The sequence below is a fragment of the Variovorax sp. RKNM96 genome (assembly GCF_017161115.1).
Classification (GTDB): domain Bacteria; phylum Pseudomonadota; class Gammaproteobacteria; order Burkholderiales; family Burkholderiaceae_C; genus Variovorax.
Genome location: NZ_CP046508.1, coordinates 1,672,794 through 1,688,415 on the forward strand (window position 1 = coordinate 1,672,794; position 15,622 = coordinate 1,688,415).

9 protein-coding genes and 1 tRNA gene are annotated in these 15,622 nt (G+C 68.1%); 4 read left to right on the top strand and 6 right to left on the bottom strand.

Annotated features, from left to right (window positions below):
* The first annotated feature begins 25 nt into the window (after positions 1-25).
* Together GNX71_RS07600 and GNX71_RS07605 are read left to right on the top strand one after the other, a co-directional pair.
* Positions 26-100: transfer RNA gene (locus tag GNX71_RS07600), tRNA-Thr, on the top strand.
* 18 nt (positions 101-118) lie between these two features.
* A complete protein-coding gene (locus GNX71_RS07605) occupies positions 119-2,515 on the top strand; it encodes a hypothetical protein (RefSeq protein WP_206177762.1) in 2,397 nt (798 codons plus the stop codon).
* Between the two features lie 41 nt (positions 2,516-2,556).
* Here the strand turns inward: GNX71_RS07605 and GNX71_RS07610 are convergent, their stop codons facing one another.
* Positions 2,557-3,030 (bottom strand): helix-turn-helix domain-containing protein, encoded by a 474-nt coding sequence (locus GNX71_RS07610; protein ID WP_206177763.1) that lies wholly within the window; start codon positions 3,028-3,030, stop codon positions 2,557-2,559.
* Between the two features lie 97 nt (positions 3,031-3,127).
* On the opposite strand from GNX71_RS07610, the gene GNX71_RS07615 reads away from it, so the two are divergent.
* Positions 3,128-3,520: a tautomerase gene (locus tag GNX71_RS07615; protein ID WP_206179375.1), complete on the top strand. Its 393-nt coding sequence runs from the start codon at positions 3,128-3,130 to the stop codon at positions 3,518-3,520.
* A 9-nt stretch (positions 3,521-3,529) separates the two neighbouring features.
* Here the strand turns inward: GNX71_RS07615 and GNX71_RS07620 are convergent, their stop codons facing one another.
* The gene (locus tag GNX71_RS07620; protein ID WP_206177764.1) at positions 3,530-4,054 is read right to left on the bottom strand and encodes a GNAT family N-acetyltransferase; all 525 of its coding nucleotides are present in this window, start codon (positions 4,052-4,054) and stop codon (positions 3,530-3,532) included.
* Between the two features lie 49 nt (positions 4,055-4,103).
* On the opposite strand from GNX71_RS07620, the gene GNX71_RS07625 reads away from it, so the two are divergent.
* A complete protein-coding gene (locus GNX71_RS07625) occupies positions 4,104-5,042 on the top strand; it encodes a LysR family transcriptional regulator (RefSeq protein WP_206177765.1) in 939 nt (312 codons plus the stop codon).
* Here GNX71_RS07625 and GNX71_RS07630 read toward each other — a convergent pair.
* The 4 genes from GNX71_RS07630 to GNX71_RS07645 form a co-directional block, all read right to left on the bottom strand.
* Positions 5,026-6,264 (bottom strand): MFS transporter, encoded by a 1,239-nt coding sequence (locus tag GNX71_RS07630; RefSeq protein ID WP_206177766.1) that lies wholly within the window; start codon positions 6,262-6,264, stop codon positions 5,026-5,028. The two genes, GNX71_RS07625 and GNX71_RS07630, sit on opposite strands and share 17 nt — an antisense overlap.
* A 198-nt stretch (positions 6,265-6,462) precedes the next feature.
* Positions 6,463-6,999 (bottom strand): hypothetical protein, encoded by a 537-nt coding sequence (locus GNX71_RS07635; protein WP_206177767.1) that lies wholly within the window; start codon positions 6,997-6,999, stop codon positions 6,463-6,465.
* A gap of 30 nt (positions 7,000-7,029) precedes the next feature.
* Entirely contained in the window at positions 7,030-15,234 is an 8,205-nt protein-coding gene (locus GNX71_RS07640; protein ID WP_206177768.1) for a glucoamylase family protein, read from the bottom strand.
* On the bottom strand, positions 15,231-15,449 hold the full coding sequence (locus tag GNX71_RS07645) for a hypothetical protein (RefSeq protein WP_206177769.1): 219 nt from the start codon (positions 15,447-15,449) through the stop codon (positions 15,231-15,233). Before GNX71_RS07645 ends, GNX71_RS07640 begins: the two co-directional genes overlap by 4 nt.
* Between the last annotated feature and the right edge of the window lie 173 nt (positions 15,450-15,622).

Sequence of the window (15,622 nt, forward strand, 5' to 3'; positions counted from 1 at the left end):
CGCAGCACATCCAATTTTTTCCTGCTCCGGGGTAGTTCAGTGGCAGAACACTCGGCTTGTTACCGAGAAGGCGCTGGTTCAACCCCAGCCCCCGGACCCATCTTCATCCAGTACGACCATGGACGATGATCCGAATGGATCGCGAGATCTCGCTGCCGCGCAACCGGGCGGCTACGCGAACTTCCAGCTTGCACGTGCGCTGATGGCGGCCGGGCATGCTGAGACCTCGGTCCGCGAACATGCCGTCAAGCGCATCCGTCAATGGACCTCGGTGATTCTCGGAAGCGCGGATGGTTCGATCGTCACAGGGGCGCGCACGCCGGTGAAGGGCACGCCGGCCTGGGCCACGCTTGAAGTTGCGACGGGTGGCTTTTCTACTGGCAAGTTGCTGGCGGGTGGATCGCTCAAAGTCCATGAGCGGTTGCTGCGCGATGAAGTCGCGTCCGACGCGCCCGAATCGGAAACGCGCTTCGCGCTGAACACGTTCTTCCTCACCGATGAGGGGCTCGCGCGACTGCAGGCAATGCTGGATTCAGGCCGCTTCGATATTGACGTGCCGGAAGAAGGGGCCATGCTCACGATAGCTTGGCTGGTGCGGGAGAGTCGGTCGGACATCGCACGCGCGCTCGTCGATGAACTCACCCCTTATTTTTCGAAACTGCGCTTCTACCCTGTTCCGGCTTTGCAGGCACGCGAGTACGGCATGCGGGTCTGCGTGGAAGACGTCGCTGCGGTCTTGAATCGCTTGAGGGCTGTAACGCCGAACCCGCAGGTCCTGGCTCAGAAGGAGGCCATCGAGATCTGGAGACCGATCTATGACCGAATGGTCGGCCTCTTTCTCGAGACGGTGACGGGCGAGATGCCGCGTGCGCTGAAAGCGGCGGATGGCGCTTGGCAGCGCAATGAGGCTGGCGGGTTTACCGTCACGGGGGGCTGGCCCTGCGCGCGCTATCCGGACGGTTGGCGCGATCGCGCGTTGGCGCTGCTTGACAACTGCAAGAACGCACGCGCCTTGCACGTGCTGTGCACGCGTCCGGAACGGGAGGGCGACAGCTTCGCCTCGCTGCGTGAATATCTTCGGAAATGCGCTTCGTCACCTGAAGCCCTGAGTGGCAAGGACGTGGGACGCATCCGTTTGATAGTTGCGCGCTACGTTGCGAAGCGGGGGTTGCCAGATGCACCGGAGCGCGAGGTCTGCAGACAGCATCAGCTTCGCCACGCGGCGGCCCCCACCTTCGAGCAGATCTCCCGCCAAGTGGCGCAGCGACTCGAGGCATTCAGGCGTGACGATGGCCTCGAAGACATCGCATCGATCGTCAGGCCCACCGATGCAACTGAAGTGGCATCGAGCGGCATTTCCGAAGGAACACTCGTTCCACCGACCCTGCATCGGAAGATCGTTCGCTGTCACAAGGGAACGATCGCCGAGTTGATCCAACGCAACACTGTTCCATCGGGCGAAGTACTGGCGCAGGTGCTGCCTCAATGGACGTCGACTTTGCGCGCGGCCGGCATTGCGGATCCTGCGCTGCGTCGCTTGTACGCATCGATCTACCGCGCGTTTCGACGTCGCCGTTCACTGCTGCTGCTGAACCTGCAAAGCCAAGTGCAAATCGAGGAACTGCCGTGGGTGGCGGCCATCTCGAATCTTCGTCGAGACGATGCTGCTGCCCGCCAGACTGCAACGCAGGTGCTGGCCGAGGTGGCACAACTGGCGATCACCGCGTTTCCGCAAGCGATCCTGCCCAATAAGTTGTTGCGGGAATTGCACGCATTGAACGACGCTGCAGGACTGAATTTGCCGTTGGTCGAGGAAGTTGCGGTCGACATTTTCATGGGACGCTTTTCTCCCAAGTTCCTTGTCGCGGCAAAGTCGGCGGCTTCAGTGGTACAGGGGAGCCTCTATGCCGCCTACTACGGAATCGATGCTCTTGCACTGGCCGCTCTGCCCGATCCGGGCCAGGAGAACGAGGCAGCGCGGGGCATGAAGCCCGATGCGCTGGCTCTGCTGTGCGCATCCCGCGCCGGTGTGGCACTGGAGGGATGGGGAACGGCGAGAAACGGCATGGTGATCGAGCAGGCGCAGATCCTGACTACGCACAACCTTGCGGTGCTCTTCGCTCAATTCGGCTTGGACGAAAGACTTGCCGCGCAACTGCCCGGGCTGGCCCGGCAGTGTTTCGCTTGGGTATGCGGTCGCCTTCAGATTCGCGTGAGACAGAGGCATGCAAGGCTGATACATATCAAGAATTCGGCTTACGCTTGGCGCCAGATGGTCTTTGTTCTCTCGCGGTGCAGCCCGGAGGGGATCAAGGAATTCATGGCATGGGCATGGGCACATCTGAGCGAGCAGCCCAAGGCTTTCCAGCAGCGCTTCAATCCGGCTTTGTCGGGACTCGAGGCAGTGGTCGCAGAACGAAGCGGTGCCGCAAAAAGCTTGGACGTCCGGCCATTTCTGGGCTGGAGCCAAGAAGCGCATTGGTTGATGCAGGACGCCGACAGTGGGGCGCAGTAGCGCCTGACTTGCGAGCCTGCAACCGTGCGGACCGCGTGGATCTATCGCGCCTTGCTGCGTGCTGCTTTGAGGGGCAGCTTCTTCACGAACGTGTCGGCCGCATCGAGCGGCTTGCCGTCATGCGTGCGCAGGTCGAGCTTGCGCACCGGCTTGCCGCTGTCGCGCTCGAGCAGCACCGAGTGGGCCTCGCCCTTGCCGTAGAGGTGCTGCTCGCCCCAGTGCCTGAGGCCCACCACCACGGGAAAGAGGCCGTTGCCCTTGGGCGTGAGAACGTACTCCTGGTACATCGTGCCGTCGGACGCGGGCACCAGCGCTAGCACGCCTTCCTGCACGAGGTTCTTCAGTCGGTCCGAAAGGATGTTCTTCGCCACGCCCAGGCTCTGCTGGAATTCGCCGAAGCGCTTCATGCCGTCGAAGGCGTCGCGGATGATGAGCAGCGACCACTGGTCGCCGACGATGTCGAGCGAGCGCGCCATCGGGCAGGTGTCTGATTTGAGGCTTCGTCTCTTGGCCATGGCCCGTATTAGACCGGGGATGGCCTTCCGGTGGCAAACAAAAACCTGAATGCCTGCGACGCAACTGGTGACATCGAATTTCCGTAAGGTGCGCGGCATGCCCTACCTCCAGCTCGATGTGAACGGCCGCCATGCAGTGGCCGACAAGAAGCGCCTCGCGCGCAAGCTCTGCGAAACCTATGCGCACCTGATGAGCGTCGACATCCGCCGCATCAGCGTCGCGATCCGCGAGGTGGGCGAGGGCGGCGTCTGGCGCATGGTGGACGGCGAGCCGACCGAGGTGTCGGTGCTCATGTGCGACATCCGGCGCGGCCGCTCCGCCGAGTTGCGGCTCGAAGTCGCGAAGGCCCTGTGCCGCGACTGCATCGACATCCTCGGGCTGCGCGAAGACCGGCTCAATGTCGAATTCACCCAGCACTCGGGCGACGAGATGTACCACCCGACGCTGGGCGGTTACAGCCCGGAGTGGTCGGAGGACGAGGCCGGCTGAGCGCGGCGCTCAGCGCAGTGCGCGCTGCATCAACACGGTATCGACCCACTGCCCGAACTTGAAGCCGACGCTGCGCAGCACGCCGACTGTCTCGAAACCGAGGCTTTCGTGCAAGCGCATCGAGCCGGCGTTCGCGCTGTTGCCCACCACCGCCACCATCTGCGTGAAGCCGCTCTCGGTGCAGCGCGCGATCACCGCCCGCAGCAGCGCCTTGCCGATGCCATGCCCGTGCATGCCGTGCGCGACGTAGATCGAGTCTTCCACCGTGTGGCGATAGGCCGAGCGGGCGCGGTAGGGGCTCGCATAGGCATAGCCGACGACCTCGCCGTTCTTCAGTGCGACGAGGTAGGGCAGCCCGTGGCGGCGTACCTCCGTGCGACGGGCCTGCATCTGCTCGACGGTCGGCACTTCTTCCTCGAACGAGCACAGGTCGTGCTGCACGTAGTGGCTGTAGATGGCTTGCACGGAGGCCATGTGGTGCGGCCCGGCATCGAGGATGTCGAGGGTGGTGGAAACAAGAGTCTGTGAGGGCATGTCTCGAATCTTGACGCTCCGCCATCGATAAGAGAAGCTTCGATGACCTATGCAAGGCATAAGAAATACTTTGGACAAGACACTGAACCTCGACCAGCTCAAGTCCTTCGCGCTGGTGATCGAAACCGGCAGCTTCTCGGCTGCGGCCGACCGGCTCGGCCTCACGCAGCCGGCCATCAGCCTGCAGGTGCGGCAGCTGGAACGCAGGCTCGCGGTGCGATTGATCGAACGGGTCGGCAAGCGCGCGAGGGCCACGCCGGCCGGCATGGAGCTGCTGCGCCATGCGCAGCACATCGAGACCGCGGTGGACAACGCCATCGACGCTCTGGCCGACCACGCGAGCGGCGTCACGGGCCGGGTGCGTCTGGGCACCGGCGCCACCGCGTGCCTGCATTTCCTGCCGGCCGTACTGCGCGCGTTGCGCGAGGAGTTTCCCGCGCTCGGCATCGTGGTGAGCACTGGCAACACCGAGGACCACGTGCGCAAGGTCGAGGAAAACAGCATCGACCTCGCACTGGTCACGCTGCCCGCCGCCGGCCGTTCGCTGAGCGTGACGCCGGTGCTCGACGACGAGTTCGTCGCCATCGGCCGCAGCGACCTTGCACCGCTGAAGGCGCGGGTGACGCCGGGCGACCTGGGTGCATTGCCGCTGGTGCTGTTCGAGCCCGCGGCCAACACGCGCAAGCTGGTCGACCGCTGGTTCGCCGCCGAAGGCCTGCAGCCGCAGCCCGTGATGGAGCTGGGCAGCGTCGAGGCGATGAAGGAGATGGTGGCTGCGGGGCTGGGCTACGGCATCGTGCCGCGCATGGCGATGACGGGCCGCGGTGCCCACCCCGAGCTGAAGATCAGCCGCCTCGCACCGCGCATGCACCGTACGCTGGCCGTTGTCATCCGGCGCGACAAGCCGGTCAACAAGGCCCTGCGCGTGGTGCTCGATGCGATCGCGGCGGCGGGCAGGAAGGCGGGGCCGGTTACTCGGGCAAGGTAGCCAGCACCGGACCACCACGCGTCCGGCCCAGCGTCCCGACGATCAGCGCGGCGATCAGCACCAGCCCGCCGCTGAGCAGCATCGCGCTGGAGATGCCGAAGTTGTCGACCGTGAGGCCGCCGATGAGGGCGCCCGAGGCGATCGCCACCTGGAAGCCGCTCACGAGCAGCGCCTGGCCGGCTTCGGGGGCATCGGGCACGGCTTCCATCATCCAGCCGGTGAGCGCCACCGGGATCAGGCCGAAGGCCACGCCCCAGATGAAGACCACGACCGCGCCGGGCACGAAGCCGCTGCCGATCATCGTGGACAGCAGCAGCGCCGTCGCCAGCATCAGCGCCGCCAGCAAGGTGGTGCCGCGCACGCTGCGCGCCACCAGGCTGCCGCCGACGAAAGTGCCGATGAAACCGACCGCGCCATAGACCAGCAGCAGCGTCGACACCGCATTGGGCTCCAGGCCGAACACCTGCTGCAGCAGAGGCTTGAGATATGTGTAGGCCGCGAAGTGCCCGGCAATGAAGAACAGCACCGCGAGCAGCCCGACCTGCGCCATGCGGCGCGTGAGCGGAGTGAGCAGATCGCGTGCACCGATGGCGCGCACCGGCGGAATCGCGGGCAGCAGCCACAGCTGCACCAGCAGCACGACGGCGGCGAGCGCACCGGTCACCGCGAACGAAGCGCGCCAGCCGAAGAGCGTGCCGAGGAACGAACCCGCGGGCACGCCGAGCACCGTCGCGGCCGACACGCCGGCCAGCACCAGTGACATGGCGCGCGCCTTCGAAGCGTCGGGCACCAGTTGCGTGGCGGCAGCCGGTGCAAAGGTCCAGAAGCCGCCGACGCACAGGCCGAGCAGCAGGCGCGCGACGAGCATCGTGGCGAAGTTGGGTGCAAAGGCGGCAAGCAGGTTCGAGGCGATCAGCAGCGTGGTGAGCGCGATCAGCACCGTGCGGCGGTCCAGCTTGCCCGAGGCCACGATCAGCGCTGGCCCGGCGAAGGCGGCGAGCACGCCGGGCATCGTGACCATCAGGCCGGCCGTGCCGTCGGACACGTTCAGGCCGCGCGCGATATCGGTGAGCAGGCCGATGGGCATGAACTCGGTGGAGACCATGGCAAAGGTGCCGACGGCGATCGAGCCGACGGCCAGCCAGGCGGAGCGTGCCGCCGGCTGGGCCAACCCGGGCGCGAGATCGTCGACGCAGGGGTTGCTGCTGGGTGTGTTCATCATGAAAGGAGGTCCTGGAGCGCATCGGCGAAGCGCGTGCCGATGCTTGTTGCGGGAGTCCAGGGAGTGTGAAAGCTGACGGCTGTGCGACAAAGAGGGCTCGCGGCAGTAGTCAGTTTCCCTTCAGCGAACAATCGCCCCTTTTCTTGCTGTCGGGAGCGCGATTGCCGCCTCGGTGGTGGCTATCGCCACCCGATGGTGCTACGCGGGTTGCAGCACCCGGCCGTCGGCCACGAACAGGTCGTCGACCAGCACCCGAAATTCCGCATCCGGTGCAAAGCGCGGCAGGGCCAGGTCCGGCGAGAGGAATTCGATGTCGATCGTGTGCGGCTCGCCGCGCGCCAGCGCCTCGCCCTGCGGCACGATCCATCGGGCCGAGAAGCCTTCCTTGTCGATCACCAGCGCGCCACGGTATTCCCCGGCGCCCAGTGGCACGTCGTGCACCGGCAGTGCCGCCGGCCTCAGCGTGAGCGCAACCCGCCGATGCGGCGTGAACGCGCCCCGCGCATCGAAGCTCGCGGGCTCGGCCTGCGCGGGCCGGGGCGCGCGGCGCGGCAGCTTGCCGATGAGCCATGCGATCACGTTGCCGATGATCGGCACCCACAGCACCATCAGCAGCGTGGCGATGTCCCGCGTGGTGGTGCCGCGCTCCGCGTAGTGCCGCACCACCGCCCCCGTGACCGCCACGCACAGCAGAATGATGACGATGAGCTTGCGGCGGAACTGGATCTTGGTCATTGGATGTGCGGGTGAATGGGCCCGCGGACCTTAACCCACTCGCAGCACGGCATTCGCCGGCAGCGCCTGCCAGTCGATCCACTCGCCGACAGCCACGTGGTGCGTCGGTGTTGCGGCGACCTCGGGCGTGCCCCATTGCAGCGTGAGGCTGCGCTCGCCGAGCCGCAGTGCGATCTCGAAGCCCGGCCAGTGCGCGGGCACGTGCGGCGTCAGCGAGAGCTGCCTGCCCTTCACGCTGAGCCCCAGCAGCGTCTCGACGGAGGCGCGGTGCAGCCATGCGGCCGAGCCGGTGTACCAGCTCCAGCCACCGCGTCCGACATACGGCGCGGCGCCGTAGATGTCACCCGCCATCACGTAGGGCTCCAGTTCGTAGGCCGGTCCGCGCGCCGGATTCGCCGCGCGGTGCGCCGGGCTCAGCCCCTCGAAGCTCTGCCACGCCGCTTCATGGTCGCCCTGCAGCGCCTGCGCCATCAGCGCCCACACCGCGCCGTGCGAGTACTGCCCGCCGTTCTCGCGCACGCCCGGCGGGTAGGCCTGGATGTAGCCCGGGTTGTTGGTCGAGTGCGCGAAGGGCGGCGTCAACAGGCGCAGCAGGCCCGCGGGCTCGTCTTGCAGGTGCTTCTTGATGGAGGCCATCGCCGGGCGGGTGTGCGCTTCGTCCGATGCGCCCGAGAGCACCGACCACGCCTGCGCGATCAGGTCGATGCGGCATTCGTCGTTGGTCGACGAGCCCAGCGGCGCACCGTTGTCGAAGAAGGCACGGCGGAACCATGCGCCGTCCCAGCCTGCATCGTGCAGCGCCGCGATCCATCCGCGCCGCGCCTCGGTCCAGCGTGCCGCGCGCTCGTGCTCGCCGCGCGCTTCGGCGATCGGTGCGTAGTGCTCCACCACGCTGCAGAGGAACCACGCGAGCCATACCGATTCACCGCGGCCTTCGTGGCCCACGCGGTTCATGCCGTCGTTCCAGTCGCCCGTGCCCATCAGCGGCAGGCCGTGCACGCCGGTCTTGAGGCTGCGGTCGATGGCACGCGCGCCGTGGTCGAACACGGTGGCCGTGCGGCCGTTGTTCTGCGGTGCGTAGTAGGCGTCTTCGGCACCTTCGGGAATTGCGGGGCCTTCGATGAAGCCGACCACCTGGTCGAGCAGCGAGGCATCGCCGGTCACCTCGACATAGTGCGCCGTCGCGAACGGCAGCCACAGCAGGTCGTCCGAGAAATGCGTACGCACGCCGGCGCCGCCGGGCATGTGCCACCAGTGCTGCACGTCGCCCTCGGGGAACTGGCGCGCGGCGTTGACGAGGATCTGCTCGCGCAGCCGCGCCGGATCGGTGAGCGCGAAGGCCATCGCGTCCTGCAACTGGTCGCGGAAACCGAAGGCACCGCCCGCCTGGTAGAAGCCCGCCTTCGACCAGAGCCGGCAGGCCAGCGTCTGGTAGACGAGCCAGCGGTTGACCATCGCGTCGAAGAGCGGATCGGGCGTGCGCACCGCAAGGCGGCCGAGCAGCTCGTCCCAGAAGCCACGTACCTGCGCGAGCGCCTCCGGCACGTCGCGCTGCCGCCAGCGGTGCGCCAGATCGAGCGCGGCCTCGGACGTGTCGGCGTGGCCCAGTACGAAGGTGAATTCCGCGGTCTCGCCGGCACCCACGACGAACTCGCCGCCGATGGCCGCGCAGGCATCGAGCCCGCTGCCCGCGCGCCGCGCGAGCGTCTCGGGCACCTCGACGATGCCGTGGCCCGCGAAGAACTCGTTGCGATCGCATGTCCATTGCGTGGCCCCGGGCAACCCCGCCAGCAGCAGGAAGGCCGTGCTCCCGCCGAAGCCACCGCCCGATTCGCGCTGCTGGCCGAACACCGCGGGTTGGTCTTCCGGCTTCCAGCAATGCACGGTCCGCCGCTCGCCGCGCGCCGCACCCATCTGCCACTCGACCATGCCGAGCGCGCGCAGCCGCCGCTGGCCCGAGCCCTCGTTGTGCACGCGCACATGCACCAGCTTGACGGCGTCGTCGCGGTCCGCGAAGAAGGTGGTCTTGAGCGTCAGGTTGCGCAGCCGGCATTCGAAGACCGTGTAGCCCTGGCCATGCCGCACGCGGTGGCGCACGGCTTCGGAGCCGCCCGAGCCCTGGCCGGCCGGCGTGAGCGGCAGCAGCTCGCGCGAGGCGAGGTCCTGCAGCAGGTAGTGCTCGAAGGCCGGGTCCTGCACCGGGTCGTTCGACCACGGCGTCACCTGGTGCATGCGGCTGTTGCCGGCCCAGGTGAAGCCGGTGCCCCATTCGGACACCTGGAAGCCGAAGTTGGCATTGGCGATCACGTTGACCCAGGGGCGCGGCGTGCGGTTGTCCATGTCGACGTCGAAGCGGAACTCGCCGCTCTGCGCATCGAAGCGGCCGGCGGGCGCCGCCATCGGCGTTGTCGCAGGTTGCGCCGACTGGGCCGCGGCGGAGCGCATCAGGAGCGGCGTGCGCTGCGGCACTGGCGCGCTGCTGTCGTCAGCGATCGTCGGGCTGCGCGCTTCATGCAACGCGGCCACCTGCACTTCGAGGGCGCGACCGTCGGCGGTGAACACCACGCGTGCGAGGCTGGAGAGGGCAGCCTTCTCCGACGGCGCCACCTCGTGATCGCGCAGCAGGTAGAAGCCGGCCGTGTCGTTGCGCGGAAAGCTGTTCTGGGTCTGCTGCTGCACGCGGGTGCGCAGGGTCTCGATCTCGCGCTGCAGCGGCATCAGGTAGGAGTTGGGCTCGCTGTTGAGCACCACCAGGTCGCAGGCCACGCCGCCGAAGCCCCACCACGGCTGCGCGCGCAGCAGCGTGTTGATGAGCCCCATGCCATTCATCGAATGGATGTAGACCAGCACGATGGGCTTGTCGCCCGAGATGCCGAAGCGCCAGATCTGCCTGAGGTCGATGAGCCCGCGGTCCTTCATCACGCGCGGCGTGGTGTAGGTGAGGATGGTCGTCAGGTCCTGCAGCGCGAGGTTCTGCGCGGGCGCGATGCTCAAATCGCGCAGCCGCACCTGCGCCAGCGTGGCGGCCATGCGCGTGGCGCGCTCCACGTGCATCGGCTGCAGGTAGCGGTCGATGCCGGGCATCAGCGCCTCGATGCTCTCGTCGGCCGTGGTCGCGAAGCTCAGGCGCGCGGTGGCGCCCGGCGCGATCGACAGGCGCACGCGCAGGCACGCGATGGGATCGAGACCGTTCACCGGCGTGCCGTTGACCTGCAGCGGCTGCGGGTCGAGCGCGGGGCTCGCGAGCGAGCGGTTGCGGCCGATGAAGGCGCGCCGGTCGGTCATGCAGTCGATGGAGAGCACATGCGCATCGACCGAGGCGACGAAATGCGCCGCGGCCACCACGGGGTCGCCGTGCAGGCGGGGCTTGCGCGACAGCAGCAATGCGCGCCACGCGGGTTCCCAGCGCGATTCGACGAACAGGTTGGCGAAGGCCGGATGCGCCTCGTCGGCCTTGGGGTTCGAGAGCACCGGCTCGAAGTACGAGATGAGCTCGAGCGTGCGCGTCTCGTCGCCCGAGTTGTGCAGCGTGATGTTGCGCAGCTCGGTGTCGTCTTCGGGGCTGATCAGCACCGTGGTGCGCACCTGCAGGCCGGGGCCGGCCGCATCGAACTGCACCTGGTCGGCCAGGAAGCGGGTGCGGTAGAGCCAGTCGGCGCCGGGCGCGGGCAGGGTGGTGAGCGAGGTGAGCTCGCGCTGGCCTTCGTCGCGGATGTAGAAGAAGGTGCCGTGGCTGTCGCGCAGCGGGTCGTCGCGCCAGCGCGTCACGTTGAACGAGCGCCAGCGGCTCACGCCCGCGCCGTTGGCGCGCAGTGCCACCGTGTAGCGGCCGTTCGAGAGCAGGTGCGTGGGCTGGAAGCCGGCCGCCATCGGATCGACCAGGCGCGGCTGGAACAGCGGCGCGAGTTCGGTCTGGCTGGGCTCGGGTGGCGTGCGCGGATCGGCGCTGCCGATGATCTGCCGCGGCGTGCGCTCGTGCAGCAGCGACTCGTGCGCCTGCACCAGCGCGGCACTGCCGAACCAGCGGCGCGGCCCGTCGGCGCACAGCACGTTGCACAGCGCCACCAGCGACATCCCCTGGTGGTGCGCCATGAAGTTGCGCACGACAGTGAAGTCCTGGCCCTCGGCCTGGCGCGAAGTGGTGAAGTCCACCGCGTCGTGAAAGCCGAATTCGCCGCGCGCACCGAGCGATTCGAGCCGTTCGAGATTGCTCACCGCCGCCGCCGGCGCCAGCAACGCGGCCATCGCGCTCGCATAAGGCGCCACCACGCGGTCGGTGGGCGGCGTGCGGCGCAGCGCGAGGCGCGGCACGCCGAAGGGCGAGTACTGGTAGGCGAGCGAGTGGTCCTGCGCGAAGTAGGCCGATTCCGAAACGCCCCACGGCAGGTTCTGCGCGCGGCCGAAGGCCTGCTGCTCGGCGATGGCGGCGGTGTTGGCCACCTGCAGCAGGCCGTCTTCGGGCTCGGACATCACGAGCGCGGGCATCAGGTACTCGAACATCGAGCCCGACCACGACTTCAGGCTGGGCTCGAAGCCCACCAGCAGGAACGGCCGGCCCAGCGCCATCCAGTGGCGGCGCGGCACATCGCCCTTGGCAATCGCCAGGAAGCTCAAGAGGCGCGACTCGGAGGCCAGCAGGTCGTAGTAGCTCGCGTCGAGCACGTTCTCCTCGACACGCAGGCCGATGTGGAACAGGTGGCGCTTCGCGTCGTAGAGGCCGCTGAAATCCATGCCGGCGTGCAGCGCGTCGCAGCGTTGCGCGAGCGCTTCGAGCGCGGGCGCTTCGTGGCTCTCGCAGCCCTCCGCGGAAAAGGTGCGGCAGGCCTGTGCCACCGCCACGAGATGGCCCGCGAAGTTGCCGCTGTCCACGCTGGAGACGTAGTCGGGCGGCAGCGGCTTGAGCGTCTGCGTGTCGTACCAGTTGAAGAGGTGGCCCTGGTGCTTCTGCATGCGGTCGACGGTGTCGAGCGTGGCGGTGATGCGGGCGAGCAGTGCGGCGGTGTCGATCCAGCGGAACTCGCGCGCGCAGCACGCCGCCAGCAGGTACATGCCGATGTTGGTCGGCGAGGTGCGGTGGGCGATGGTGGGCTGCGGCTCCAGCTGCAGGTTGTCGGGCGGCAGGTGGTTGTCGTCGGGGCCGACCACGTGCTCGAAGAAAAGCCAGGTGTCGTGCGCGAGTTTTTCCAGATAAGTGCGCTGCTCGGCGTTCAACGGATCGGGCACCTCGGCATCGACGCGGCTGCTCCACCATGCGGCGACGGGCGCGAGCGCCCAGACGACGAACAGCAGCGGCCCGACGATCGGGTACGCGCTCCAGTGCGCCGCGACACCGAGCAGCAGGCAAAGCACGCTGCTGAGAGCGCCACTGCGCAGGAACGGCAGCAACTGCTGGCTGGACTGCGCTTGCGCCTGCGCAGCGGTGGTCCACTGCAGCAGGTGCTTGCGACTCACCACCAGCCGCCACGTCGCGAGAAAGGCCGCGTCGAGCAGCAACCGCGTCTGCGCCGCGAGCTGCACGAACTGCCAGGCCGCGCCGGCCATGGCGCGCAGCAATTCGACCGCGCCCACGTCGAAGAAATGGCGCAGCTCGATGGCACGCCGCGTCGGCACCAGCCCGGCCAGCGCGCCGAGCAGCGGCCCGAGCGTGAGCGCCGCGCCGACGGCTGCCAGCGCCCAGCCGAGCGGCATGGCCTGCGTGAAGATCACCAGCACCAGCAGCGCGAGAGAGGCGGGCACCACCTGCGAGCGGCGCAGGTTGTCGCCCATCTTCCAGATGCCGAGCGCGTCGATGCCGAAGCGCCGGGCGCGCCACATCAGCGGCAGCAGCTGCCAGTCGCCGCGCACCCAGCGGTGCACGCGCGAGGCGGCCACGCCGGCATGGTGCGGGTGGTCTTCGATCAGCACCACGTCGCTCACCATCGCGCAGCGCGCGACCGTGCCTTCCAGCAGGTCGTGACTCAGCACCGCGCTGTCGGGCAGGCGGCCGTCCAGCGTGGCGTGCAGCGCGCGCACGTTCAGCAGGCCCTTGCCGGTGAAGGAGCCGCTGCCGAACACGTCCTGGTAGATGTCGGAGGCGCCGCTGCCGTACGGGTCGAGCCCGCACTGGCCGGCGAACATCCAATGAAAGGGGGAGCGCTCGTTGCGCATCGGGAACGGCGTGACGATGCGCGGCTGCAGGATGCCGAAGCCCGCGACGACGCGGCGGCTTTGCGCATCCACTTCGGGCGCGTTGAGCGGGTGCGCGGCGATCGACACCAGGTCGCGCAGCGCGCCGGGCGGCAGGCCCGTGTCGCTGTCGAGCGTCAGCACATACGGCGTGCGGCCCGCGGCGAGCTGCTGGCCGGGTGCGAGCGGCAGGAAGCCGCCGATATCGCTGGTATGGCCCGTTGCCAGCAGGCGCACCAGCATCTCCAGCTTGCCGCGCTTGCGCTCCCAGCCCATCCAGCGTTCCTCGGTGTCGCTCCAGGTGCGCGGACGGTGCAGCACGAGGAAGCGCGGCGCCATGCCATCGGCTGCAGGGTATTTCGCATTGAGCGCGGCGATGCGCTGGATGGCGTCGTCCAGCAGCGGTGCGTCTTCGGGCAGCGAGGCCTGCGGGGCGTCGGCCCAGTCGGTCAGCAGCGCGAACTGCGCGTGCTGCTCGCGGTTGGCGAGCCAGTGCAGCTCGAGCCGGTGGGCGAGCTGCGCGCTGTTCGCGGTCGAGGTCAGCAATGTGGGAATGACGACCAGTGCGCGATGCCGCTCGGGAATGCCGGCCGCGAAGTCCAGGCGCGGCAGCGCCTGCACGCGCACCGACTCCGCCATGATCCGCTGCGCCAGCGCGATCAGCGCCTCGGAGAGCGGCCATGCGAGCAGCACGAGGGCGACCACGGTGGTCCAGTCGCCGCGGTGCGCGAGGCCGCGCGCCACGGCGAACAGCAGCAATGCGGTGCCCACGGCGACTGCCGACAGGTACACGGGCAGGCGCCAGCTGCGATGGCTCCCCGTCGAACGGCCATGGACTGCACGGCCGTTGCGGCCCGCCTGCCCGTCGGACTGCAGCGCGGCAATCAGCGCTGGCCGGCCCTGGCCGAAAAGGTAGTAGCCCGCGGTGCCGTCTGCACGGTCGGTCTCCGCGGCCGCGTCGTCGGCCGGCGCACTCGCGGCCATGCGCACGACGGCCTCGGCCACCTCGCGCTCGGGCTGCTCGGTGTCGCGCGCCACGCGCTCCATGGCATGCGTGATCTGCTGGCGCGTGAGTTCGCTTTCGCTCGCAAAGCTCGGCAGTTCGCGCAGCACGCGCAGCGACCGGCTCACCGGCTCGATCAGGTCGCTCCACTCGACCTGGCCGATCATGCGCAGCGTGGTGATGATGTTGCCGACCGTGAGGTTGGCGGCCGCCTGCGCGTTCTGCGCGTCGTTGATCAGCGCCGGGCCATTGGGGCAGTGCTGCTCGGTCCAGCGCACCAGCGCGGGCATGTTCTCGCCGTGCTCGACCGGCAGGCGCTGCCAGAGCTGCGTGAGGTAGTTGTCCTGCAGGCCGTGGCTTTGCAGCGCGCGGTACAGCACATCGAGGTCGTGCGCGGAGAGATGCGGCGCGGCATCCCAGGCGGCATGCGCGATCTCGCGCGCGACCTTGTTCTCGGCAATGCTCTCGGCCACGCGGCGCAGGTTTTCGAGCAGCACCACGCGCAGCGTGGTGGGCAGCGCCCAAAGCTCTCCCAGTGTGAGTTCGTCGATGTCCTGGTACGCGTTGAGGAAGGCGGTGAACAGCGTCTTGTTGAGCACGCTGTCGGTGTGCGCCACGTACGCCCACGCAATGCCGTACACGCGCGGCAGGCCTGCGAGCGGCGGCGTCGCCAGCTTGGGCAGGCGCGCGTAGTAGCTGCGCGGCACGCCGTCGTGGATCTGCTGGAGCTGCGCCTCGACGAGGTGGAAGTTGTCGAGCAGCCACTCGGCCGCCGGCGACACATAGCGCCCGCTCTGCGAGATGCGCGCGATGTAGTCGAAGGCGGCGCGCAGCGATTCCAGGTTCTCGTCCACGCGCGGAAAGAAGGGTGCGCCCTCGCGCGCGCGGCGGCGGTCTTCTTCCACCACCTGCGCACGCGCGAGGCTGTGGCCGTGCTGTTCGAAACGTTGGGCACCGAAGAGTTCGGCGCGGATCGGAAGGGCTACGGGGTCATGTGGACCCAGAAGCAGGGTCCGGGCGTAGTGACTGAGCCCCTGGAGGCGGTCGACGACGGCTGCGGCGCTCAAGCGATCGCGAAGAGACCGATGACGAGGACCACGGCCATGCAGGCCATCGTGACGATGCGGCCCGCAGCGAGTGCACGCACACGTTGCATGTGGCTTCGCACCGAGAACCATCGCCCGTGGGCACGCGCGCAGTGGCGCATGTGGGAAGCCAGGGCTTCGAAATCGTCGCTGACGAAATCGACTTGCGAATGGGTAAGGGACTGCGGGACTGACATTGCAACGGGCTCCTGTGAACGACTTCGAGCTGCCGCGCGATTGCGAGAACTGTGAACGTGTCCGACCGTACCTGTTTAATTGACCTTACGGGTTCCTCATTGGCGACTATTCACGTAGGAGAGGGCGCACAAGGCGCCCTCTGTCTTTGGTGGCCGAAGCCTAATCAGCCCTG

Bases quoted from the DNA above. Each gene is read 5' to 3' on its own strand.
- GNX71_RS07610 (WP_206177763.1), bottom strand. From the start codon at position 3,030: ATGGCCAAGAGACGAAGCCTCAAATCAGACACCTGCCCGATGGCGCGC.
- GNX71_RS07645 (WP_206177769.1), bottom strand. From the start codon at position 15,449: ATGTCAGTCCCGCAGTCCCTTACCCATTCGCAAGTCGATTTCGTCAGC.
- GNX71_RS07625 (WP_206177765.1), top strand. From the start codon at position 4,104: ATGCAAGGCATAAGAAATACTTTGGACAAGACACTGAACCTCGACCAG.
- GNX71_RS07620 (WP_206177764.1), bottom strand. From the start codon at position 4,054: ATGCCCTCACAGACTCTTGTTTCCACCACCCTCGACATCCTCGATGCC.
- GNX71_RS07630 (WP_206177766.1), bottom strand. From the start codon at position 6,264: ATGATGAACACACCCAGCAGCAACCCCTGCGTCGACGATCTCGCGCCC.
- GNX71_RS07605 (WP_206177762.1), top strand. From the start codon at position 119: ATGGACGATGATCCGAATGGATCGCGAGATCTCGCTGCCGCGCAACCG.
- GNX71_RS07615 (WP_206179375.1), top strand. From the start codon at position 3,128: ATGCCCTACCTCCAGCTCGATGTGAACGGCCGCCATGCAGTGGCCGAC.
- GNX71_RS07635 (WP_206177767.1), bottom strand. From the start codon at position 6,999: ATGACCAAGATCCAGTTCCGCCGCAAGCTCATCGTCATCATTCTGCTG.